Annotated in this window: 21 protein-coding genes, 1 pseudogene and 1 riboswitch; of the genes and pseudogenes, 16 read left to right on the top strand and 6 right to left on the bottom strand. The window is 67.5% G+C overall.

What is annotated here, in order from left to right; translation table 11 throughout:
* Window positions 1-6: 6 nt before the first annotated feature.
* From ACYVLP_RS05840 to ACYVLP_RS05830, 3 genes are read right to left on the bottom strand one after another with little or no spacing between them, the layout of a single operon-like run.
* Window positions 7-810, bottom strand: a complete 804-nt coding sequence (locus tag ACYVLP_RS05840) for an HpcH/HpaI aldolase family protein (protein ID WP_460626398.1) — start codon at window positions 808-810, stop codon at window positions 7-9.
* Window positions 807-2,777, bottom strand: coding sequence for a 3D-(3,5/4)-trihydroxycyclohexane-1,2-dione acylhydrolase (decyclizing) (iolD, locus tag ACYVLP_RS05835; protein WP_460626397.1), 1,971 nt, complete (start codon window positions 2,775-2,777; stop codon window positions 807-809). The genes ACYVLP_RS05840 and iolD overlap by 4 nt, the downstream gene beginning before the upstream one ends.
* A gap of 58 nt (window positions 2,778-2,835) precedes the next feature.
* A complete protein-coding gene (locus ACYVLP_RS05830; RefSeq protein WP_460626396.1) occupies window positions 2,836-4,266 on the bottom strand; it encodes an aldehyde dehydrogenase family protein in 1,431 nt (476 codons plus the stop codon).
* Window positions 4,267-4,508: 242 nt separating this feature from the next.
* Here ACYVLP_RS05830 and ACYVLP_RS05825 point away from each other — a divergent pair, with 242 nt between their 5' ends.
* From ACYVLP_RS05825 to ACYVLP_RS05790, 8 genes are all read left to right on the top strand, one after another.
* Entirely contained in the window at window positions 4,509-5,552 is a 1,044-nt protein-coding gene (locus ACYVLP_RS05825) for a LacI family DNA-binding transcriptional regulator (RefSeq protein ID WP_460626395.1), read from the top strand.
* A 265-nt stretch (window positions 5,553-5,817) separates the two neighbouring features.
* Window positions 5,818-5,930, top strand: a riboswitch (SAM riboswitch).
* A 31-nt stretch (window positions 5,931-5,961) separates the two neighbouring features.
* On the top strand, window positions 5,962-6,033 hold the full coding sequence (locus ACYVLP_RS05820) for a putative leader peptide (RefSeq protein WP_460626670.1): 72 nt from the start codon (window positions 5,962-5,964) through the stop codon (window positions 6,031-6,033).
* Between the two features lie 287 nt (window positions 6,034-6,320).
* On the top strand, window positions 6,321-6,893 hold the full coding sequence (gene ssuE / locus ACYVLP_RS05815; protein ID WP_460626394.1) for an NADPH-dependent FMN reductase: 573 nt from the start codon (window positions 6,321-6,323) through the stop codon (window positions 6,891-6,893).
* 56 nt (window positions 6,894-6,949) lie between these two features.
* A complete protein-coding gene (locus ACYVLP_RS05810) occupies window positions 6,950-7,969 on the top strand; it encodes an ABC transporter substrate-binding protein (RefSeq protein WP_460626393.1) in 1,020 nt (339 codons plus the stop codon).
* A gap of 6 nt (window positions 7,970-7,975) precedes the next feature.
* Window positions 7,976-8,887 (top strand): ABC transporter ATP-binding protein, encoded by a 912-nt coding sequence (locus ACYVLP_RS05805; protein WP_460626392.1) that lies wholly within the window; start codon window positions 7,976-7,978, stop codon window positions 8,885-8,887.
* The gene (locus ACYVLP_RS05800; protein ID WP_460626391.1) at window positions 8,887-9,798 is read left to right on the top strand and encodes an ABC transporter permease; all 912 of its coding nucleotides are present in this window, start codon (window positions 8,887-8,889) and stop codon (window positions 9,796-9,798) included. Before ACYVLP_RS05805 ends, ACYVLP_RS05800 begins: the two co-directional genes overlap by 1 nt.
* A gap of 75 nt (window positions 9,799-9,873) precedes the next feature.
* A complete protein-coding gene (locus tag ACYVLP_RS05795; protein WP_460626390.1) occupies window positions 9,874-11,244 on the top strand; it encodes an LLM class flavin-dependent oxidoreductase in 1,371 nt (456 codons plus the stop codon).
* Complete coding sequence (locus ACYVLP_RS05790) at window positions 11,241-12,284, top strand: TauD/TfdA dioxygenase family protein (protein ID WP_460626389.1); 1,044 nt, start codon at window positions 11,241-11,243, stop codon at window positions 12,282-12,284. Before ACYVLP_RS05795 ends, ACYVLP_RS05790 begins: the two co-directional genes overlap by 4 nt.
* A 377-nt stretch (window positions 12,285-12,661) precedes the next feature.
* Here the strand turns inward: ACYVLP_RS05790 and ACYVLP_RS05785 are convergent, their stop codons facing one another.
* Entirely contained in the window at window positions 12,662-12,793 is a 132-nt protein-coding gene (locus ACYVLP_RS05785; RefSeq protein ID WP_460626683.1) for a hypothetical protein, read from the bottom strand.
* A gap of 6 nt (window positions 12,794-12,799) precedes the next feature.
* On the opposite strand from ACYVLP_RS05785, the pseudogene ACYVLP_RS05780 reads away from it, so the two are divergent.
* The 8 genes and pseudogenes from ACYVLP_RS05780 to ACYVLP_RS05745 form a co-directional block, all read left to right on the top strand.
* A pseudogene (locus ACYVLP_RS05780) lies at window positions 12,800-12,847 on the top strand (hypothetical protein); the annotation flags it as partial.
* 152 nt (window positions 12,848-12,999) lie between these two features.
* A complete protein-coding gene (locus tag ACYVLP_RS05775; protein ID WP_460626682.1) occupies window positions 13,000-13,179 on the top strand; it encodes a hypothetical protein in 180 nt (59 codons plus the stop codon).
* A 349-nt stretch (window positions 13,180-13,528) separates the two neighbouring features.
* On the top strand, window positions 13,529-14,377 hold the full coding sequence (locus tag ACYVLP_RS05770) for a substrate-binding periplasmic protein (protein WP_460626388.1): 849 nt from the start codon (window positions 13,529-13,531) through the stop codon (window positions 14,375-14,377).
* Window position 14,378: 1 nt separating this feature from the next.
* Window positions 14,379-15,086, top strand: coding sequence for an amino acid ABC transporter permease (locus ACYVLP_RS05765; RefSeq protein ID WP_460626387.1), 708 nt, complete (start codon window positions 14,379-14,381; stop codon window positions 15,084-15,086).
* A complete protein-coding gene (locus tag ACYVLP_RS05760; protein WP_460626386.1) occupies window positions 15,083-15,946 on the top strand; it encodes an amino acid ABC transporter ATP-binding protein in 864 nt (287 codons plus the stop codon). The genes ACYVLP_RS05765 and ACYVLP_RS05760 overlap by 4 nt, the downstream gene beginning before the upstream one ends.
* Window positions 15,947-16,024: 78 nt before the next feature.
* The gene (locus ACYVLP_RS05755; protein WP_460626385.1) at window positions 16,025-17,272 is read left to right on the top strand and encodes an NAD(P)/FAD-dependent oxidoreductase; all 1,248 of its coding nucleotides are present in this window, start codon (window positions 16,025-16,027) and stop codon (window positions 17,270-17,272) included.
* 285 nt (window positions 17,273-17,557) lie between these two features.
* Window positions 17,558-18,238, top strand: coding sequence for a haloacid dehalogenase-like hydrolase (locus ACYVLP_RS05750; RefSeq protein ID WP_460626384.1), 681 nt, complete (start codon window positions 17,558-17,560; stop codon window positions 18,236-18,238).
* 377 nt (window positions 18,239-18,615) lie between these two features.
* A complete protein-coding gene (locus tag ACYVLP_RS05745) occupies window positions 18,616-20,865 on the top strand; it encodes a N,N-dimethylformamidase beta subunit family domain-containing protein (RefSeq protein ID WP_460626383.1) in 2,250 nt (749 codons plus the stop codon).
* A 108-nt stretch (window positions 20,866-20,973) separates the two neighbouring features.
* Here ACYVLP_RS05745 and ACYVLP_RS05740 read toward each other — a convergent pair whose 3' ends face one another.
* Together ACYVLP_RS05740 and ACYVLP_RS05735 are read right to left on the bottom strand one after the other, a co-directional pair.
* Window positions 20,974-21,873, bottom strand: coding sequence for an LLM class flavin-dependent oxidoreductase (locus ACYVLP_RS05740; protein WP_460626382.1), 900 nt, complete (start codon window positions 21,871-21,873; stop codon window positions 20,974-20,976).
* Window positions 21,874-21,962: 89 nt separating this feature from the next.
* A partial coding sequence (locus tag ACYVLP_RS05735) for a (Fe-S)-binding protein (RefSeq protein WP_460626381.1) occupies window positions 21,963-22,406 on the bottom strand: 444 nt, incomplete at its 5' end.

The raw sequence follows: 22,406 nt of genomic DNA, 5'->3' as shown, positions 1-22,406 counted from the left end.
GAGGAGTCAAGAAGTGAGGTGGGGCACGGGTTGCCGGGCCCGGGTCAGCGCCGTTCGGGACGCTGCGGCGAGCAGGGTGGAGTCGGACCCGATCGCCACGAAGGTCCAGCCCTGCTCGAGGCGTTGCGCCGCAGCCACACCGTCACTGACAAGCAGCCCGCAGGCCTTGCCGTGTCGCTTGCCGGCGGCCAGCACGGTCTCCAGAGCCTCGGTGAAGACCACCGCGGTCGTGTCGCCGGGTACTCCGAGGTCGTGGCTGAGGTCCCGAGGCCCGATGAACAGCACATCCACACCGTCGAGCGCCGCGATCTCGTCGGCGGCCTCCACTGCTGCGGCCGACTCGATCTGGACAATGACGAGGATCTGCTCGTCGGCCCGGTCCAGGGCGCCGGGATCGAGGCCGAACCGGCAGGCCCGGTTGTAGGTGGCCACCCCCCGGTCCCCAAGTGGGGGGAACCGGAGGTGGGTCAGCGCCCGGCTGACCTGCAGCGCACTGTCCATGCGAGGCAACATGATTCCCGCAGCACCGCTGTCCAGCACCCGGCCGATCCGGATCCGGGAGTCGGTCTCGACCCGGACAACCGTGGGCACTCCGTACGCGCCGGCCACGGGGACGACGTCGCGGACCTGTTCCTCACCGCCCGCGCCGTGCTCCAGGTCGAGCAGCAGCCAGTCGAACCCGGCGGCTGCGCAGACCTCGGCGATGACCGCGGACGCGGCGCCCACGAAGGTGCCCAGGGTGGTGTCCCCGTTGCGCACCGCCCGGGCCAGGGCACCGTTGTTGAGGGGACTTGGAACGGTCCGGCTCATCCGAACCACCGCTGGGTCTGCCGGTCATTCTCGTACTCGGCGCGGAGCGCCGGCACGGTGGGCACCTCGGACACCTCTGCCGGGGCAACGTCCCACCACACGCCCGCCGGTGGTAGGTCTGCGTGTGGGATGGCCGGGACCACGATGACGACCGTGCCCTGGTGTCCGCGTGTGTCGTCGAGGGCGTCGCGCAGCTCGTCGGCCGTGGTCGGGCGCATCGCCTTCGCACCGAGGCCGGCGCCGATCTGTGCAAGGTCGACGGTCAGATACTCACCGTTCAGGCGTGCGGCCTTCTCCACCTCGGTGGCCCCGGCCAGCTCCAGCGACTCGGTGCGGTAGCGGAACTCGTTGCCGAACTCGCGACCGTTGCGGAACATCTGCAGTCGGTGGATCACCTGATACCCATGGTTCTCCGGGATCACGACCGTGATCGCCAGACCCTCCTGTGCCGCGGTGACCAGCTCCGTGGGTGCCATGATGAAGGTCCCGTCGCCGAGGAACGCGGTGACCCGGGCCGAGGGGTCAGGGTGCGCCATCCGGACCCCGATGGCAGCGGGAATCTCATACCCCATGCAGGAGAACCCGAACTCCAGGTGGCAGGTGCGTCCGCCCGTGGCGTCCCACACCTTCTGCAGGTCACCAGGCGGACCGCCGGCCGCGGCGACGATGACGTCGCCGGGGCGAGCGCGCTCCTGCAGCACACCGATGATCTGCCCCTGGGTCAGCACGGCGTCGGTGGTGGTGACCACATCGGAGTCGGCGCCGACGGCGGACTTGTCGAACAGCTGGTCGGGGTTCAAGGCGTCGGCCCGCTCGATCGCCCAGGCGTCGACCAGCTCCTCGACCCGGGTCCTCCAGGACGGGTCGGGCTCTACCTGGCGCTCGATGACGGCCTCGGTGAGCGCGGCGAGCGCGCGTTTGGCGTCGCCGACGACTCCAGCGGCTCCCAACCGGTCCGCGTCGCGGACGTTGACGTTGACGCTGGCGAAGCGCACGTCCGGGTTGCCGAAGATGGAGTGTGAGCCGGTGGCGAAGTCGGTCAGCCGGGAGCCGACGGTGAGCACCAGATCGGCCTCGTTGGCCATGGTGTTGGTGGCCGGAGTCCCCTCCAACCCGATGCCGCCGACCTGCCACCAGGCAGCCGTCTGCACGGCGCCCTTGCCGCCAAAGGTCTCGGCAACGGGTGCTCCGATGGCGGCCGCGAGCCCCTCGAGCTCGGTCGTGGCATCGGAGTAGATCACCCCGCCCCCGGCGATGATGATCGGCCTCTTCGCCGAGGCGAGCAGGTCTGCGACGACAGCAACCTCGTCGGTGTCCACGGCGGGGCGGCGGATGACCCAGTCGCGCTCGGTGAAGAACTCGGCTGGGAAGTCGTACGCGTGGGCCTGCACGTCCTGCGGCAGGGAAAGCACCACGGCGCCGGTCTCGACCGGGTCGACCAGGGTGCGGATCGCAGCCGGTAAGGCGGTCAGCAGCTGCTCCGGGCGGGTGATCCTGTCGAAGAAGCGGCTGATCGGCCGGAAGACGTCGTTCACGCTGAGGTCGGCATCGACCGGGTGCTGCAGCTGCTGTAGCACCGGTCCCTGGTGGCGGGTGGCGTAGGTGTCACCCGGCAGCAGGAGCACGGGGAGCCGGTTCACGCTGGCCAGCGCCGCCCCGGTGACCATATTCATCGCGCCAGGACCGATCGACGCGGTCACCGCCAGGGTCGCACGTCGCCGGGAGTGCTTGGCGAACCCCACCGCAGCATGGACCAGGGACTGCTCGTTGCGGCCCTGGATAAACGGCATCGACTCGTTCAGCTGGTCCAGGGCCTGACCCAGGCCGGCTACGTTGCCGTGCCCGAAGATGCCCAGGGTGGCGGGGATCAGCCGACGGCGCTCGCCGTCAGCCACGGAGTACTGCCGGGACAGGTACGTCACCACGGCCTGGGCGACGGTCAGTCGGACGGTAGGAGCAGCGGTCATCGTGGGCTCTTTCACAGGTGGAGTCAGGTCAGGGAGGCTGGAGCGGGTGGGCCGTTGCCTACCAAGGACGGCCATGCAGGATGACGGTCTTGACATCTGTCATCTCGGCGACCGCGGGACGGGGGCCTTCCTTCCCGATGCCGCTGCCCTTCAGGCCGCCGTAGGGCATCAGGTCGGCGCGCCACAGTGGGGTCCAGTTGATGTGGATGGTGCCGGCATCGATCTCCCGGATGGCACGCACCGCACCGGAGACGTCCGAGGTGAAGATCCCCGCGCCCAGTCCGTATGCCGTGTCGTTGGCCTGCGCGATCGCGGACTGCCAGTCCGCGGCCGTCGACACCGCGACCGCCGGACCGAACAGCTCGTCCTGGCTGAACGGTGAGCGGGGGTCGACACCCGAAACCACGGTGGGCGAGACGATGGCGCCATCTCGCTCGCCACCGGTCAGCAGCGTGGCCCCGCCCTGCACAGCGGCGCGGATCGACCCCTCGACGCGCTCGGCCTCCTGACGCGTGATCAGGGTGCCCATGACCGTATCGGGGGAACCCGGGTTCCCGGTACTGATCTTCTCCACCCGTGGGACCAGGGCGTCGAGGAAGTCACCGGCGATCGTCGGGTGGGTGATGACCCGCTGTACGGAGATGCACACCTGTCCGGCGTTGACGAAACCTCCGAGAGCGACGGCAGCAGCGGCAGCGTCGATGTCGGCGTCGGGCAGGACGACCACCGGACATGACGCGCCCAGCTCGAGGGACAGCTTCTTCACGCCGGCCCTCTGGGTGATGCGGGTGCCCGTGACGGTCGAGCCGGTGAACGAGATCTTGTTCACGCGCGGGTCGCCGACCAGGGCATCGCCCAGTTCCGCGCCGGGGCCCGTCAACACCGACAGGACCCCCTCGGGAAGACCGGCATCGACGAAGCATGCGGCGAGGGCCAGGGCGGTCAGTGGTGTCGTACGGGCCGGCTTGAGCACCACGGCATTCCCGGCAGCCAGTGCCGGAGCGACCTTGTGCAGCACCAGCAGTGATGGGTAGTTGAAAGGCGTGATGGCAACCACGACTCCGACCGGCTGGCGAACGGTGAACCCCACCTTGTCGAATCCCGTCCCGGGGTTCGCGTCGAGCGGAAGCGAGTCGCCGTAGAGCTGGGTCCCCTCGAAGGCGGCCAGCCGGATCAGCTCACCGGACCGGGAGGTCTCGCCGCGGGCCTCGGTGATGGTCTTGCCGGCCTCCGCGCTGATGGTCTGCGCGATCGCCTCCGCCCGCTCATCCGCCAGGTCGGCCGCCGCCAACAGGACCCGAATCCGCTGATGCGCCGGGGTGCGTCGCCACACCCTTGCCCCCTCCGCCGCCGCGGCCAGGGCCGTGTCGACATCCTCGACGCCAGCCACCGGCACGGACCCGACCACCGACCCATCGAAGGGCGACGTCACATCCTCCCGACGGCCCGAAGCAGCGTCGCCCCACTGGCCACCAACCAACAGCTTCACCGTGAACTCCGTCCATCGACATCGAAGGCGGACTACCGGGCGATTCACTCGCTCAGGCGGCGGTCCAGTTCCATCAGCGTGACGGTCGTGGGGTGCGCCGGTCAAGAAACGAAATCCATCAAAAGCCCATCATCATGGATCTCTAATCTCTAGCACTGGCAACCGAACTGCGGTCTCCACGCGTTGACGCGGAGACTAGCCTGGCCCTTGTGAATCCATCACAGACCCATCAGACTGAGGTCATGGGCCACCCCTATCCGATCCGCGAGATCGCCCGCCAGTCCGGACTGAGCGAGGCCACCGTGGACCGCGTGCTGAACAAGCGACCCGGGGTCCGTCCGAGCACGGCGGCCAACGTCGCACAGGCGATCAGCGATCTTGACAGGCAGCGCAGCCAGCTCCGTCTCAGCGGCCGCACCTTCATTGTCGATGTCGTCATGCAGACTCCCGACCGGTTCTCGGCCGCCGTCAAGTCAGCACTGGAGCTCGAGCTGCCCATGCTGCGACCGGCAGTCGTCCGGTCGCGATTTGACTTCCGCGAGAAGGCGCGGCCGCGGGAGCTGGTGAGAACTCTCGACGACATCGGGCGCCGCGGCTCGATGGGGGTCATCCTCAAGGCACCCGACGAGCCCGAAGTCAGCGACGCGATCAACAGGCTGCATGACACCGGGATTCCGGTGGTCACCCTCGTCACCGACATCCCGCTGAGTCAGCGCGTGGCGTACGTGGGCATAGACAACCGGGCGGCAGGCGCGACCGCGGCCTACCTCATGGACCAGTTGCTCCCAACGGGCGAGGACGCGATCCTGATCGCGTTGAGCCGTACCGCGTTCCGCGGTGAGGAGGAACGCGAGATGGGTTTCCGAGCGGCCATGCGGGAGCGAACAGGAGGCCGAAGGCTGTATGAGGCCACCGATACCGACGGCATCGACACGGCGGTCCGGGACCAGACCATCTCCCTGCTTCGTGAACACCCCGACGTCACCGCGGTCTACTCGATCGGCGGAGGAAACCGGGCGATCCTGGACGCCTTCGAGGTCGTCGAACGGAGGTGCCGGGTCTTCATCGCTCACGACCTGGACCGTGACAACCTGTCGCTGATCCAGAACCGGCAGATCACCGCCGTGCTGCACCACGACCTGCGACAGGACATGCGCCGCGCCTGTCACGTGATCATGCAAGCCAACGGGGCTGTCGACGGGCCGATCGAGTCCATCCCGTCACAGATCAATGTCATCACGCCCCACAACATCCCCTCCCATCCCATGCACTCGAGCGTCCGCTGACCGCATCCCAGATCGGCGGATGCGTGGCTGGCTTCCGCAGTCGGCTCTCGGCGGACGACAGGGACGATGGCGAACCCCTCCGGGTGCCGCTCATCGCGACTGCCTGCAGGACGGGTCTGGTGTGCTCGCCACCCGTTCTGTACTGCCCCAGGCCGGGGCTCGGAGCCTCACTCGGGGCGGAGGCCCCGAGACCGGCGTCTCGTCATGAGAGACATTCCCTAGAGAACTAGTAGGAAATGCGGCGAGCCCGCTACTGTCGTCGACAGGTCACGAGATCCAGTGCCAAGCCCCGGCTCGCTGGACAGCAACCCTCCCTCGCGGTGGGGTGCTCCGGGTGACGACCCGGTGGCCACCAACCGGTGGCCGCAAGCGCGAGGCTCACCAGAGCCTCGGTCCAAGAGGACGGCTCATGAACCTCCGCCTGACCGGTCGGCGCCACGTCGACCTGCAGCGCGTCGCCAGCGCCCTCTGTCGCGCCTGAGACCACGAGGTATGCCGCTGTCCGCCGGCCGCGGCCCCGCCACCTGACGCTTCGGTCACCTGACCGCCCCGTCAGCTGACCGTCGTCGTTCCCCGCAGCAACGCGGTGCCTCCTGGGCCCTGCGACGTCGGCTTCGGCCCTGCCGGGACTCGCTGCAGCCGTGCCCTGCTCGGCCGTGCCCTGCTCGGCCATGCCCCGCTCGGCATGCGGCCTTCGCTCTGCCCGCCCCGCCTGCACCACTTCCGCACCACTGCCCGCACACCACCACACCCGTCGAAGGGTCTCCCATGGCACGCATCGCCACCATCTCCAGCAGCCCGTCCGAGGTATCGCGCACCGAAGCGGTCCTCGCCGACGTCAGCGCGCGGGTCACCAGCCACGGCCACCAGGTCACGCGCCTCGTGCTACGCGACCTGCCGGCGGAGCCCCTGCTGCTCGGCCGCGCCGACGATCCCGCCGTGGCGGCCGCCGTCGCGGTCATCGCGAACGCCGACGCGGTCGTGGTGTCCACGCCCGTCTACAAGGCGGCATACGCCGGCCTGCTGAAGACCTTCCTCGACCTGCTCCCGCAGTTCGCGCTCCGCGACAAGGTCGTCCTGCCAGTTGCCACCGGCGGGACCGCGGCCCACGTGCTCGCCATCGACTACGCGCTGCGGCCGGTTCTGACCAGCCTCGGCGCCACCACCGTCACGCCCGGCTGGTTCGTCCTGTCCTCCCAGGTCACCTGGGCCGACGACGGCTCGCCCGTGCTCGACGAGGCGGCGGCGACCCCGCTGCGCGACGTCACCCACGGGTTCCTCGCCGCCATCGCGCGTCACCAGGCACTCGGTGCCCACATCGAGCGCACTGCCGTCGCCTGACGACCGCTCCCCCGCCTCCGCCCCGCACCCCCGCACCCCCAGAGAAGGAACAAACCATGACGCACCTCATCTCGCGCACTGTTGCCCTGCCGGTGGCCTTGCTGGTCACCTCTCTCGCGGCCGCATGCTCGACCGCCGCCGGAGCCGAGACGGACACGGCCGGCGCGGTGACCCTGCGCTACCAGGGCAGCGCCAACGCGGTGTCGTTGCCCGAGCTCGCCGCCGACCTCGGCTACTTCAAGGTCGTCAAGCTGAAGTGGGTGGGCAACACGATCAGCGGCCCGCAGGATATCCAGTCCGCCGCGACCGACCAGACCGACTTCGGCGGCGCCTTCGCCGGGGCGGTCGTCAAGCTGATCAGCGCCGGCGCCCCGGTCAAGGCCGTCATCAACTACTACGGCGAGGACGCCAAGACGTTCAACGGCTTCTACGTCAAGGCCGACGGCCCGATCAAGGCCCCCCGCGATCTGATCGGCAAGAAGATCGCGGTCAACACGCTCGGCGCGCACAGCGAGGCGGTCATCAACACCTACCTGAAGAAGAACGGCCTCACGCCGGACGAGATCAAGCAGGTCCAGCTGGTCGTGGTGCCACCGAACGACACCGAGCAGGCCATCCGCCGCGACCAGGTCGATGTCGGCGCGCTGGGCGGCATACTCCAGGACCGCGCCATCGCCGACGGTGGGCTGCGTCGCCTGTTCAGCGACTACGAGCTCTTCGGTGCCTTCAACGGCGGCCAGTACGTCCTGCGGAACGACTTCATCAAGAGCAACCCCGAGGCCGCCAGGGACTTCGTCACGGGCGTGGCCAAGGCCATCGAGTGGGAGCGCACCACGCCACGTGAGCAGGTCATCGCCCGGTTCACCTCAATCATCGACAAGCGCGGCCGCAACGAGAAGACGGACAACCTGAAGTACTGGAAGAGCGTCGGCGTCACCGAGCGCGGCATCGTCAGCGATGCGGACTTCAGCCGTTGGGGCAGCTGGCTCGAGGAGAAGGGCTTCCTGGGCGGCAAGCCGCTGGACCCCGCCTCCTACTACACCAACGAGCTCAACGGGCTCGCCAAGGAGGGGTGACCGGCTATGCCCGACACACTGACCGACACGAAGACCAACGCACCCCCGGACCCGCAGACCCCGCGCATCTCACTGCGCGCCGTGACCAAGGAGTTCCAGGTCCGCCCCACCGCGGGCGACCCCGCCGGCCACGTCCTCCGGGCGCTCGACGACGTCACGCTCGACGTGCGCGCCGGCGAGTTCCTCACCCTCGTGGGCCCGAGCGGCTCGGGCAAGACGACCCTTCTCGACATCCTCGGCGGGCTGAGCCAGCCCACGGCCGGAGAGGTGCTCGTCGACGGACACCCCGTCACCGGCCCCGGCCTGGACCGCGGGATCGTGTTCCAGCAGTACGCCCTGTTTCCGTGGCGCACGGCAATCGGCAACGTGGCGTTCGGGCTCGAGGCGCGGCAGTTCGCCAAGCAGGGCCTCGGGAAGAAGGAGCGGCTCGAGCGAGCTCGGGAGTACCTCGCGCTCGTCGGTCTCGGCGGCTTCGAGGAGCGTTACCCCCACGAGCTCTCCGGAGGCATGAAGCAGCGCGTCGCCATCGCACGCAGCCTCGCCTACGAGCCCGGGATCCTGCTCATGGACGAGCCCTTCGCGGCCCTCGACGCCCAGACCCGCGAGCAGCTACAGGACGAGCTGCTCCGCATCTGGCGCACCACCGGCACCACCGCGGTGTTCATCACCCACGGCATCGAGGAAGCGGTCTACCTCGGGCAGCGGATCGCGGTGCTGAGCGCGCGGCCCGGACGCCTCAAGGCCCTGGTCGATGTCCACCTCGGCGACCGCACCCCCGGGGCCGGCGACCTGCGCTCGACCCCCGAGTTCGTCGCCTACCGGCACCAGGTGTGGGAGCTCCTGCACGACGAGGTCGCCCGGGCCCAGCACGCCGGCCACCAGAAGATCCAGCCCGACGGCACGGAAAGGGCAGCCTGATGACCACCACAACCACCATCACCGAGCGCCCCACCCCCCAGGTCTCCCCGGCAGCGGAGGAGACACCTGCACCCGACACGGCCCCGACCGCGTCAACAGCCCGCGACCCGGGTGACAAGGCAGCGTTCGAGAAGGTCCTCCGGATCGTCAGAACCGCCGCCTGGCGGTCGGCCGCGATCGTCCTGTTCCTCGCGATCTGGGAGGTCGTGCCGCAAACCCTCCTCAGCGACAGCACCCGGGTCTTCCTGCCGCCGCTCCACGAGGTGCTCGCGGCGCTGCGCGAGCTCATCGCGAGCGGCGAGCTCGGCGACGACCTGACCGCCAGCCTCAGCCGCTCGGTGCTCGGCTTCTCGATCGCGGTCGTCGCCGGGATCGCCCTGGGCCTCGTCCTGTCGTGGTACCGCGGTCTCGCGTCCTTCCTCACGCCCCTGCTCGAGCTCTTCCGCAACACCGCGGCGCTCGCGCTCCTGCCGGTGTTCGTCCTGCTCCTGGGCATCGGCGAGACATCGAAGGTCACGATCGTGGCCTACGCGAGCTTCTTCCCGGTGCTGCTCAACACCATCGCCGGCGCCACGACGGTGGACCCGCTGCTCATCCGGGCCGCGCGCTCGCTCGGCCTCTCGCAGGTCCGCCTCTTCCAGAAGGTGATCCTGCCGTCCGCGGTCCCGACGATCTTCACCGGCATCCGCATGGGTGGCACGGCCTCGATCCTCGTGCTCATCGCTGCCGAGATGGTCGGAGCGAAGGCCGGTCTCGGCTTCCAGATCGTCAACGCCCAGAGCAGCTTCCTCATCCCCCAGATGTATGCCGGCATCCTCACGGTCTCCCTGCTCGGCCTCGTGGTGAACTCCGGCCTGGTCCGCCTGGAGGCGCACTTCTCCCGCTGGCGCACTTTCGCGCCCACCCGCTGACCGACGAGGTATGCCGCCGGCCCCGGGCATGCGGCATACCTCCCACCCACACCCACCACGCAGGAAGGCATCCCCATGTCCGCACCGTCCGCACCCGAGCGCAAGCTGCACCTCAACGCGTTCCTCATGGCCAACGGCCACCACGAGGCGGCCTGGCGCCACCCGTCGGTCGACCCGGCCCGAGCGCTCACCCTCCAGCACTTCATCGACGTCGCGAGGACCGCCGAGCGCGGGCTGCTCGACTCCGTGTTCCTGGCTGACGGCGTCGCCCTGTGGGGCAACGTCCGGTGGAACTCGCACGCCCCGTTCGAGCCCCTGACCCTGCTGTCGGCGATCGCCGCCCACACCGAGCACATCGGGCTCATCGCGACGGCGTCGACGACGTACTACGAGCCGTACACGCTGGCCCGCGCCTTCGCCTCCCTGGACCACCTCAGCGGCGGCCGGGCTGGCTGGAACATCGTCACCTCCGCCGGCCGCGACGAGGCCCGCAACTTCGGCCGCGAGGACCGGCCCGACCACGAGTTCCGCTACGAGCGGGCGACGGAGTTCGTCGACATCGTCAAGCGGCTATGGGACAGCTGGGACGACGACGCCGTGGTGCTCGACAAGGACTCGGGCATCTTCGCCGACGACGACCGCATCCAGGCGCTCGACCACATCGGTGAGCACTTCCGCGTGCGTGGCCCGCTCAACGTCCGCCGCCCGGTGCAGGGCCACCCGCTGCTCGTGCAGGCCGGGTCGTCAGAGACCGGCCGGCAGTACGCGGGCCGGTTCGCCGAGGCGGTGTTCACCGCGCAGCAGACCCTCGAGGACGGGATCGCGTTCGCGACCGACGTCAAGGACCGCGCCGAGACCTACGGGCGCCGTCGCGAGGACGTCCTGATCCTGCCCGGCATCAGCCCGGTCATCGGCGCGACCGAGGCCGAGGCGAAGACGAAGGAGGCAGAGCTCAACGGTTTGACAAACCCGGCATACGGCCTGTCCCAGCTCTCCACACTCGTCGACATCCGGCTGACCGAGGACGATCTCGATCGCCCCCTCCCGGCGGTGCCGCAGGGCACCGAAGGCAACCAGAGCCGCCTCGAGCTGGTCACCACTCTCGCCCGCCGGGAGGACCTCACCGTGCGCCAGCTCATCGAACGGCTGGCCGGGGGCCGGGGCCACCGGGTCTTCGCCGGCACCGCGGTGCAGGTCGCCGACGAGATCCAGGAGTGGTTCGAGGCTGGCGCGGCCGACGGCTTCAACGTCATGCCGCCGACCCTCCCCCACGGCCTCACCGACTTCGTCGACCAGGTCGTCCCCGAACTGCAGCGCCGCGGGCTGTTCCGCACCGCCTACGAGGGCCGCACCCTGCGCGAGAACTACGGCCTGGCCCGGCCCGAGCGCCGTAACCCTGCCGTCAGCACCATCCCCACCCAGAAGAAAGAGGAGAACGCAGCATGACCACCACCACCACCGCACAGCACACCGGCCCCACCACAGCTCCGACGGCAGCGGCCACCGCAGCGCCGACGGCAGCGCCGACCGCAGCGCCGACCGCAGCGCCCACAGGCCAGCAGACCGAAGCGACGGGCGGCCTCGGGATCCAGAAGCTCGGCGCGCACATCGGCGCCGTCGTGACCGGGGTCGACCTCACCCAGGACCTCGACGCCACCACGATCGCGGCGATCCGCGTGGCGCTGCTCGAGCACAAGGCGCTCGTCTTCCGCGACGCCCCGCTCGACGACGCCGGACAGGAGCGGGTCGCCGGCTACTTCGGCAGCCTCACCACCGCGCACCCGACGGTCCCGGCCGTGGACGGTGCGCCACAGGTGCTGCCCGTCGACAGCGAGCGCGGCCGCGCCAACCAGTGGCACACCGACGTCACCTTCGTCCAGGCTCCCCCGGCGATCAGCACCCTCGTCAGCCACACGGTGCCGGCCTACGGAGGCGAGACGCTCATCGCTAGCTCGGCCGCGGCATACCGGGCGCTCCCGGAGCCGCTGCGGGCGCTCGCGGACAGCCTCTGGGCCGTGCACACCAACGAGTACGACTACGCCGACCGGGCCGTGGAGTCCTTCGACGACGCGGCGAAGGGCTACCAAGAGGTGTTCCAGTCGATCGCGTTCGAGACCCACCACCCGGTCGTACGGGTGCACCCCGAGACGGGCGAGCGGGGGCTGTTCATCGGCGGGTTCGTGCGCCGGTTCGTGGGTCTCTCGGTCACCGAGTCGAAGGATCTCCTGCGGCTGCTGCAGGCCTACGTGACGAGGCCGGACCACGTCCTGCGGGTCGGCTGGGAGCAGAACCAGCTGGTCGTCTTCGACAACCGGATCACGCAGCACTACGCGGTCGACAACTACGACGACCAGCCCCGCCTGCTGCACCGGGTGACGGTCGCAGGCGACGTGCCGGTCGGGATCGACGGCGAGCCCAGCCGCGCCGTGAGGGGCGACGCCTCGCACTACACCGCGCCGGAGCCGGTGCCCGTCTCCGCTGCCTGAGACAGAGCTCGGCCCGGACCGGCGCGGTCGTCCTGCTGGCCCTTGGCCACGACCCTCACGGCGCTGCCCGCCGGTCGAGGTCTCGGCTCAGCGGGCTCAACCTTCGAGCCGGCCCCGTAAGCACGCTAGTAAGTCGCATGGGCAAGCTCCCGTCAGGGGAGTAACCCATTCGATCCGCAGCTCGTGCTTCTCCCTGTTATCGGACGGTCGCCGGTTCGACCCCGCCCCTGGCCACAAGCCCGAAACCGCAGGTCGCAGCCAATGTGACCTGCGGTTTCGTCCTTTGTGGCCTTACTGGGACTGGTGCCGCGCGACAGTCGCGAGTGACCGTGACTGACCGCGACACGCCGAGGGATCGCCGGGAGTTGTCGCACGAGCTATGGCACGACGCCTCGACGGCGAAAGACCTGCGCGGCGACCGCAGAGCACGATGTCGGCCAGTGGCACTTGCCGATCTCACCGACGACCAGCTCGCCGGCTTCGACGCCCTCTTCGCTCCAGGAGGCCACGGCTCGATGGTGAACCTGCCCGAGGACGCGAACGTCTCGCGTCTCGTGAGCACGCTTCATGCGCGCGGAGCGCCGATCGCTGCGCTCTGCCACGGGCGGGCCCTCCTGCTCTCTCTGCGCCGGAGCGCCTCGACGGCCAGTGGCTCTTCGAGGGCTACCGGCTCACCGCATTCACCAATGACTCGGAGCACCAGAACGACATCGGAATGCTCGGGCTCACCAGGTACTTGGCTTCGGCACTCCAGAACGCCGCCGCGATCCTGGATGACGCCCCGCTGCGGTGGGCGCCCCACATCGTCGTCGACCGGAACCTGATCACGGGTCAGAACCCGTATTCGACCGAGGCCACGGTCGGCGCCCTGATCAAGGCCCTGGCTATACGGTGACCTCTGGGCTGGTCACCCTGACAGGCAACGGTGCGGACGTCCGAGGTTGCAGGCCCCACTGCCGGATCCGAACCAGGCCGGACGAACAATTGCTCGAGGGTTGGCGAAGTCACCTCGCCCGGGGGCCAGGCGGAACCTCGCGCCCTCATGGTTTCGCACTTAGAGCCAACCCACCCACCCTGGAGAGGACCCCCTGCAGACGGCGGCGAGCTTGGGCGAGCGCCGCTCTGACCACCGCGGACCATGCCGCGGACTACACCTTGACATCCACGAGCGCACTGCCCAGGATTGCCGATCGTCGACAATCAACAAACGCAACGATGCGGTCGACCGTGTTGAAGGAGCGTGCATGAAGAGGTCAACGAAGCAGTCTCTCGGGATCATCGCCATCGTGCTGGTGGCGGTCGTGGCCGGCGTCTTGGGTGGCAAGTTCAGTGGCGGTTCGGCCGCTGCTGCACCGGCTGCCACTCAGGGTTCCTGGGCCGATGGGATCAAGTCCCGCGGTGAGCTGCGGGTGGGGGTCGCGGCCTTCGCTCCGATGGTCGAGGAGACCAACGGGCAATGGCGGGGACCGGTGCTTGAGCCGCTCGAGTCGCTCGCCAAGTCGCTGGGTGTGAAGTTCTCGCCGGTCCCCGCCTCCTGGGGGACGATCGTTGCCGGGCTCAAGGCGGACAAGTTCGACATCGCGGCAGGCCTCGACATCACGGGTGAACGCTCACTGAGCATCATGTACACCGACCCGTACTACTCGGACAACGGCGTGTGGGTCGTGCGTCGCGACAGCGGACTGACCAGCACGGCCGCGATCCTCAAGACCGGCATCCCGGTGGCTTCGTCCCAGGGCACGGCACACGAGGCAGCAGTCAAGGCCGCCGGCTTCAAGACGCTCAGCGTCGACTCGTGGACGAACGCGATCCAGGCCGTCAAGGCTGGTCGCGCCCCGGGGCAGTTCACCGACTACGGCAACGCCTTGGGTCAGGTCCGCTCGGACAAGACACTGGCCATCGTCGTTCCCGAGTCCCCGCTGTGGATTGCCCCCGTGGCCTTCGGGGTGAGTGAGAACATCGACCCGCACTCGCTACAGACGGTGAACGTCGCAATCCGCGAGTCAATCGCCTCGGGGCAGCGAGACCGTGACTTCGACAAGGTGGGCTACATCAGCCTCGACAAGCTGGGCAGCCTCAGGATGGGCTCCTGACGTGGGCTCCACCGACTGGGGCGTCATCCTCAACGTCTTGCCCAGTCTGCTCGACGGGCTGAAAACGAGTCTGTCGATCACGCTGCTGGTGATCCTCATCAGCGCGGTCGCTGCGGTTCCCGTGGCGCTGGCCCGCATGGCCGAGTTCGACCTGATTCGCTGGGTCGCCCAGGGCTATATCGAGCTGTTCCGGTGCACGCCGATCCTTATCCAGCTCTTCTGGATGTTCTACGCGTTGCCGATGCTGCTCGACATCCGCCTGTCCGGGTTTACGGCGGCCGTGATCGCCATCAGCGCCAACCTGACGGCCCAGGTCGCCGAGGTGTACCGCGCTGGCTTTCAGTCAGTCCCCGTCGAACAACTCGAAGCCGCCCGCGTCCTCCAGGTGCCGCGGTACTACCAGGTGATTCACATCATCGTGCCGCAGACCCTGCGACAGCAGCTGCCGGCTCTGCTGTCCATCGCGATCAATGGCTTCAAAGACACGGCGCTGGTCTCCGTCATTGGTGTGGTGGACCTGATGTTCGCCGCGAACACGACGGCGGCACAGACCTACCGGTCCCTGGAGATCCTCACCGGCGCCGCAATCGTGTACTTTGCCGTCGCCTTCCCGCTGTCGCTCCTGGTCAGCCACCTGGAGCGCCGTGGCAACCGACGGCGACTCTCCGTCTCTCCAGCGCGTCGGGCCAAGGAGGTTGTAGCCGCATGAGCATGTCAGCCCACACCGCGACCGCATCCCCAGCACAGCGGGACGTGCCGGCCGGCTCGATAGGACTCGGGACGGTCGGTACCACATCGACCACCGGCGCTGAAATCGACGCTCCCCAGCGGATCGTGAGCGTCCGAGGCCTTTCCAAGCAGTTCGGTTTCACGCCCGTCCTGGATGACGTCAGCCTGGACCTGCATGCCGGAGAGATCACCGTCATCATCGGACGCAGCGGCTCAGGGAAGAGCACGCTACTTCGAGTCATCGCAGGGCTGGAGCAGCCCGATGCGGGGACGATCGATCTCGACGGCCAGCGTGTGCTGGATGACGGCGAACAGACGGATGCCTGGACGAAGGCGCAGGCAGCTATCGGCATGATCTTCCAGTCGTACACGCTGTGGCCGCACATGAACGTCATCGACAACCTGACTTTCGCCCCCCGGATCGTGCGCAAGGAGAAGGCGGCCGGGCTGCGGGAGCGGGCCGAGCACGCCTTGGCCGAGGTGGGCATGCGTGACTTCGTCAACGCACGGCCCCACCAGCTCTCGGGAGGTCAGCGGCAACGCGTCGCGATCGCCCGAGCCCTCATGATGCGCCCCAAGCTGCTGCTGTGTGACGAGATAACCTCGGCGCTGGACCCGCCAGTCTCGGCCGAGGTGCTCGCTGTCCTTAGCCGGCTCAAGCGAGACGAGGGCATCAGCGTCGCACTCGTCACGCACGACATGGCGTTTGCCGCCAAAGCCGCGGACCGGCTGATGTTCTTCAACCATGGCCAGATCGCGTACGACGGGCCGCCGAAGGAGGCATTCGTGCAGACGGACAACGAAGACCTTCGGGCGTTCGTCGACGCCGTCAGGTTCTAGCCGTTCGATCCAATGCGCGCCGGGCGCGCCTGTTCGGCGACAGGCGCGCGAGTATGCGGCTGATTGAGGAACGGAGCCATGATGAGAATCGTCATCGTCGGAGCTGGCATTGTCGGACTCGCCTGTGCCTATGAGCTGCTCCAGGACGGCCACGACGTGGTCGTCCTGGAGCGGTCGGCCGCGGGCCAGGCCGTTTCCCACGGCAACGCCGCGAAGATCGCCGTCGCCGAGACGGGGCCCGTACCAGCTCCCGGCATGGTGGTACAAGGCCTCAAATGGATGCTGCGGCCCGACAGCCCGCTCTACGTGCGGCCGTCGCTGTCGCCGCCCTTCGTCCGCTTCCTGGTGCAGATGGCGCGGAACTGCACCGCGCAGCAGTTCCGGACCGGCCTGACTGCGAACCTCCGCCTGGCTCAGGGGGCGAACGACCTGTTCGACGAGTGGCGCGACGCGGGGGTCCACTTCGAGATGCACACCCGCGGCGTGGTGCTCGCGTACGAGGATGCCCACCACTTCGACGACCGGCTGGCGTACCAGGGCGTTTTCGACGCCCATGGCGCGCGAGCCGAAGTGCTCGCGGGGGCATCGGTGCGCGAGGTCGAGCCAGCGCTGTCGGAACGGATCACCCGCGGGCTGTACTACCCCGACGACCGCCAGGTCGAACCGGACTCGCTCACCGCCTCCCTCGTCGAACACATCGGTAGGCTGGGCGGCGTCGTCCACGAAAACACAGGTGTCGTCGGCTTCGACCGCGGCCCACGCGGTGTCGTCGCAGTCCGGACAGGCGACGGGCAGCGTTACGCCTGCGACGGCCTCGTGCTCGCCGCCGGCGTCTGGACGGCGGCGCTGGCCAAAAAGCTGGGGACAGTTCTCCCGCTGCAGCCGGGCAAGGGGTACAGCGTCGACTACACCCCGGCACCTGTCGAGCTGCGCACCTCCCTGACGCTGGAGGACGCGCACGTGGCGATCACGCCGCTCGACGGGATGGTTCGCGTCGCCGGCACGATGGAGTTCGCCGGCTTCGACGAGTCGGTGAACCCGACCCGTGTGGACGCCATCAAGCAGGCCGCCCACGACGGCCTACGCGAGTGGGATCCGTCAGCCCCGCATCATGAGGCCTGGGCTGGCCTCCGCCCGATGACACCCGACGGTCTTCCAGTCATCGGTCCGCTGACCGACGACGGCAATATCTGGGTCGCGACCGGCCACGGGATGCTTGGTCTCACCCAAGCCCCCACGACCGCGCGCACCCTGCGCCAGATCTTGCAGGGTAGCCGTTCACCTATGGGCGAGACGAGTCCATCCCGCTTTCGCCGCCGACGGTGAACCAAATCCAGGACGTCATGGACCACGATCAGCATAGGAGCCCCCGGAACTCGGACACCTTGCCCCAGACCTCTCGGCATTGGAGGGGAACACGACGCTCACTCGGACGACATGCGCATAATGAACCGCATCGACCTGCCCCACCTCGTCTGGGCGTTGGAGTCGGCCCGTCGAGCGCCATGTCGCCAACCCGATCCGTGTCGACCCACAGATGCAGGCTGAGGCTCGGGCATTCCGGGACCGCACCCTCGCTCTACGCGGCACACCGACAGGGACCATGCGCCGATGATTGATCCCGAGGCCGATGACCGCACGCCGACGGCAATGTTCGACTTCGACGGAGTCCTACTGCGAGGCGACTCCACTGTGTCCTACCTAGCACGGACGCTCCGGCGCTCGCCCAGATTGTTGACTCGCGTCGCGGCTCCAGCACTTGCCTTCGCGACCGCAACGCGCCGCGCCAATGACGAGGACGTGACCCGTCATGCGGCTCGGGTCATCAGCCTCTGCCTCAAGGGAGCTGGTCTCCGGGACGTGACTGAATCCCTCAAGGCTGAAGGCGTTCACCTTGCGCTTACACCGGAGCGCAGCTGCGCACCGGCTCTCTCGACCCTGCGCTCCCTGAGGACGGAAGGCGTGCGCGTTGTCGTCAACACGGCCGCCCCAGACCAGCTGGTCCGGTCGTGGCTCGCCACGCTCGACTTGGCGGACGTACCGGTTGTCGCCTCGACGCTCGCACAAGGGTCAAATGGGGTGATCCTCGCCCGCCACAATCGTGGCGAGCGCAAGGTCCGAGGCGCCTCCGACGCTGGCTACGGGTCACGCTGGACATTCGCGTTCGCCGACTCGATCGCCGATCTACCAATGCTTAAGCGGGCCTCCCAGCCATTCCTGGTGAACCCATCACGCCGTACGAGAGCAATCGTTCGCGATCTCGTCGACGAGATCATCGAGGTGACCTGGTGAGCCCAGAACCGCGCATTCGGCCGTGCCATCGCCCCAGATCCGATGGTTCCCCGTGGCGCGCAGGCGTCGCGGCGGTCAGCCGGGCTTGGTAGCACAGGAAAGGGCCCGATGGGTTCCACGCCGAAGGGCCCTTTCGTGAGAGACGTCCTACCGGTGCGCCTCTCAGGTCCGATGCTACAACGGGCCTAGCAACCGGTCGCGACAACTCGACTGCCACCTGAGATCCGACTCTGTCCCGGCCGGCTGCTTGGTGCGAGGACCCCCGGGCCACCGCGCCCAGTTGCTCGCGCAGAGAGTCCGCGAGTCATCGCTACAGAGTTGCTTCAGTCATGCGGTATTGTCGACAGTCAACAATATGTGTGTGGCAGGAGTGACCGGTGGACAGAATCCTGGGCTACGTGCAGCCGATCAGCGTCCGGCCCGGCGCTGACCTTGAGGTGAACCTGAGCGGCAACCCATCAGTCATCGCGCCCAGCGTCGTACGTCTGCATGGCCCTGACACGGCAGAGCATGAGGACGCGGTGGTCCGCCGTGTTCTACAGACATGGGGAAGAGAACCCGCGGTCGACATTCAGCCGCAGCCGCTTCGCCCGGGCTCCTACATGCACGCGTCGATGGCCGGCCTTGGCCTTCCGGAGCTTGGTTTCAGCCTGTGGGCAATGCCGACGCTCCATTCCGGTGAGCCGCAAACCCTCATGGCTGGATACACCGAGACCATGAGCTGGTTACTACAGTTGGTCGACACTAGGCTTCGTCTTTCCATAGCCCAGGGGGGCGCGTCAGCGCCCGATGGGTTGGCAAACCATTCTCAGTCATATGCCGTGGACCTTGAACTTCGCGCCACGCGGAATCGTTGGATCAGGATAGTCGGCGGCCTTGCTCCAGGCCGTGGAGAGTTCGTCATAGCCGCCAAAGTTGGGTCTACAAGGCGCGCGACTGAGTGGCGGCACGAACGCGCACGATTCTCAGCCCTGCCGTCCGGCCCGATGACTCGAATGGCGCTCGCCGCCCACGCACCAGGCACAGGTGGTCCACCGGAACAGTTCTTTAACGGTCGGTTGGATCGGCCGGCAATCTATGGGCACATTCCTACTTCGAACGAAATCCGTCTCCTGGAGGCGGGCAGCGACAATTTCAACGCAGATCATCCAGATGCTCGCCTTGCTTGGGATTTCAGCAAGGAAATGGATTCACATAGAGTTGTCGAGGTACGGCGTGGGAATCACGGACATCTGGCAAATAGGCCAACCCGGGCGGTCCGAAGCCACGACTGGGAGCCCGGGAATCAGGACTTCCGGGTACATCCAGAACTGTGGTCAGCGATACACTTTCACGAGGACGACCTGGACGACGCCGGATGGGCGACAACGTACAGTATTAAAGTTCCGCCGGACACGGCGAGTGGAGTCTACGCGGTTGACTTAGGTGGCGCTGCTAGCGAGTTGCTGCCGTTCTACGTCCTGCCCAGTGGTGATCCTGCTCAAGTCCTCTTTCTCGCACCAACCAACACGTACTTGGCCTACGGCAATGAACACTTGGGGGAGGGCGAACGAGGACAGGCACATCAGAAGATGATGGCCTCGCCGATTGAGCTCAATGAGACCGACGGCTACGTTCATGCCCACCCTGAGCTCGGGTTGTCCCTGTACGACAGGCACAGCGACGGCAGCGGCGTGACTTACGCATCATGGCGACGGCCGATCCTCAACTTTCACCCAGACTACAGGACGTGGCTGAACGCTGGGCGACGCCACTTCGCCGCGGACTTCTACATCACAGGGTGGCTGGAAAGCCTCAACATCCCTTTTGACGTGATGACGGACGCAGACTTGCACCAGGAAGGCGTCGAGTCCTTGTCACCCTATTCGGTCGTTATTACCGGAACCCACCCGGAGTACCCCAGCACGCCGGAACTTGACGCGTTGAGCGCATATGTCGCCCGCGGGGGCAATCTCATGTATCTCGGTGGCAACGGATTCTACTGGGTGACAGCGTTCTCGCCCGACGGCACCGACGTAGTCGAGTGTCGACGTGGATTCGCAGCTCAACGAAACTGGAGCAGCGAGCCGGGTGAGGTTCACCTGAGCTTCACAGGAGAACCGGGCGGGGCCCACATTCACCTCGGGCGAACCCCCCGCAGCTTGGTCGGCGTCCTGTCTGTTGCCGCAGGATGGGGAGCAGCGGGCGGTTATCGCCGAGGTAAGGATGCGGACGACGTTACGTGGGCGTTCGACGGTGTGTCACCTGGTGTCATAGGAACGAATGGTCTCGTCCTCGGGGGCGCTGCGGGAGACGAGGTTGACAGCGCGGACTACGACGCCGGGACTCCTCCAGAGGCCAGAGTGCTCCTGACATCGACCAACTTGGGGCCCAAATACTATCCATTCCTGGATGCTGTCTTGGCGGTCGAGCCAGGGCAGAGCGGGATGGAGAATCAAGCTGTCCGGAGCGATGTCGTGCTGATCCCCGGCGCCGGTGGAAGCGGAAGCGTGTTCTCGGCAGGCTCGATCTGTTGGGCGGGAGCGATGGCGTGGCGAGGCTACTCGAACGATATATCTCGTCTCACAGAAAACGTGCTGATGCGGTTTATGGCAACGAGGGACAGGCCTGAAACGACCTCTGAGTGACGCCGCGGATTTTCCTGCCCCGGCCACCGCTCCGAAGTCGAACCTGGCATGTTGCCGAAGGCCTTAACTGCATCCGCATTCAGAGAACGGCCCCGCAAATTGATATGCCTACTTCTTCCTGACAAGCGCCGCCACTTCACCTACATTTTCGATGAAGTGTCCGACCGACACCTCATCCTGAGTCGGCTGAAGGACGACACGGTTCACGCCAGCTTCGATCCAAGGTGACAGCGCCTCGGCCACCGCAATCGGTGGTCCCGCGACACCGACGGTGGAAGCACTGGGCCAACCCCAGCGCTCAGCCTCCTTCGCGAGGCGGCCCTCGGCATTGGGGCCGAAAGCCGCAGGTATGTATGCAATGACCGCATGATCAGCGCGGCTCATCGTCTGCAGCGAGCCTGAGGAGATGTGCGCTGCCGCTGCGCGGACGTCGTCGGGACTGGTCCCACTGGTGAGGACGGTCCCGTTCGACAGCTCACCAGACAACTTAAGGCTTCTAGGGCCTTCGGCGCCCATAAATAGAAGTGGTCGGACCGGGGGCGGCCAGCCCAATGCAACGCCATCGAGACGTACATATCTTCCATGCGTCGTCACACGTTCACCTGCCAGCAGGCGCGAGAGTGCGTCGAAATATTCGCGCATCAAGGTGAGCGGAGAGGCGACCCGTTCACCGACCTGCTGCATCCAGTCCTGCACACCGTGCCCGACAGCGGGAGCAAAACGGCCAGGAAACACGCGATCAAGTGTGGCGATCTCCATGGCGGTGAGCGCGACATTGCGTAGAGGCACGGGGAGCACGCCAACTCCGACGGCTAGGCGGTCGGTCGATGCGAGCGCGATCGCAGCAGTCGAGATGCCCGCTTCGAGGAAGCAGTCTTCCCAAAGCCACATCTCATCCAGACCTGACTGCTCCGCCGTGCGGGCTGCTTCCACGAGTTCTTCAGGCGGTGACTGAGGCCGAAAGACTACGCCGACTCGGATCGATCCACTTGCTGGCGATGCGTTCAACGCGCGCTCCCGTCTGCTCTGTTCGGACGACCGTGTGGCTCGCCTTCTACGTCCGGTCATCAATGTTGCAAGGGAAAGAGGCGATCAGGTTAGCCGCCGATGGGCTGCGGGTCGGGCTGGGGCTGGGGCTCGGCCTCGACCGCGGGCTGGCCGCCATCGTCCCCACGGCGCACGGCGGCGAGCAGCATCTGGGCGATGTCGACGACCTCGACGTCCTCGGATGCCTTGCCGTCGTGCTTCGCGGCGTTGAGTCCGTCGGTGAGCATCACCTTGCAGAACGGGCAGCCGATCGCGATCCGGTCGGCGCCGGTGGCCAGGGCCTCCTCGGTGCGGTTGTTGTTGATCCGTGTGCCGAGCTTCTCCTCCATCCACATCCGGGCGCCACCGGCTCCGCAGCAGAACGACTTCTCCTGGTTGCGGGGCATCTCGGCGTACTCCACGCCGGGGAGTGTGGCGATCAGCTCGCGCGGCGGGGCGTAGACCTGGTTGTGCCGGCCGAGGTAGCACGGGTCGTGGTAGGTGACCTTGGTGCC

It is taken from the genome of Intrasporangium mesophilum, from assembly GCF_054783095.1.
This window is presented reverse-complemented; position numbering and strand designations above follow the sequence as displayed.

Excerpts from the sequence above, each read along its gene's own strand:
- ACYVLP_RS05795 (WP_460626390.1), top strand. The coding sequence starts at position 9,874 with ATGTCCGCACCGTCCGCACCCGAGCGCAAGCTGCACCTCAACGCGTTC.
- ACYVLP_RS05750 (WP_460626384.1), top strand. The coding sequence starts at position 17,558 with ATGATTGATCCCGAGGCCGATGACCGCACGCCGACGGCAATGTTCGAC.
- ACYVLP_RS05810 (WP_460626393.1), top strand. The coding sequence starts at position 6,950 with ATGACGCACCTCATCTCGCGCACTGTTGCCCTGCCGGTGGCCTTGCTG.
- ssuE (WP_460626394.1), top strand. The coding sequence starts at position 6,321 with ATGGCACGCATCGCCACCATCTCCAGCAGCCCGTCCGAGGTATCGCGC.
- ACYVLP_RS05770 (WP_460626388.1), top strand. The coding sequence starts at position 13,529 with ATGAAGAGGTCAACGAAGCAGTCTCTCGGGATCATCGCCATCGTGCTG.
- ACYVLP_RS05805 (WP_460626392.1), top strand. The coding sequence starts at position 7,976 with ATGCCCGACACACTGACCGACACGAAGACCAACGCACCCCCGGACCCG.
- ACYVLP_RS05800 (WP_460626391.1), top strand. The coding sequence starts at position 8,887 with ATGACCACCACAACCACCATCACCGAGCGCCCCACCCCCCAGGTCTCC.
- iolD (WP_460626397.1), bottom strand. The coding sequence starts at position 2,777 with ATGACCGCTGCTCCTACCGTCCGACTGACCGTCGCCCAGGCCGTGGTG.
- ACYVLP_RS05825 (WP_460626395.1), top strand. The coding sequence starts at position 4,509 with ATGGGCCACCCCTATCCGATCCGCGAGATCGCCCGCCAGTCCGGACTG.
- ACYVLP_RS05760 (WP_460626386.1), top strand. The coding sequence starts at position 15,083 with ATGAGCATGTCAGCCCACACCGCGACCGCATCCCCAGCACAGCGGGAC.
- ACYVLP_RS05840 (WP_460626398.1), bottom strand. The coding sequence starts at position 810 with ATGAGCCGGACCGTTCCAAGTCCCCTCAACAACGGTGCCCTGGCCCGG.
- ACYVLP_RS05775 (WP_460626682.1), top strand. The coding sequence starts at position 13,000 with ATGCTCGGGCTCACCAGGTACTTGGCTTCGGCACTCCAGAACGCCGCC.
- ACYVLP_RS05790 (WP_460626389.1), top strand. The coding sequence starts at position 11,241 with ATGACCACCACCACCACCGCACAGCACACCGGCCCCACCACAGCTCCG.
- ACYVLP_RS05755 (WP_460626385.1), top strand. The coding sequence starts at position 16,025 with ATGATGAGAATCGTCATCGTCGGAGCTGGCATTGTCGGACTCGCCTGT.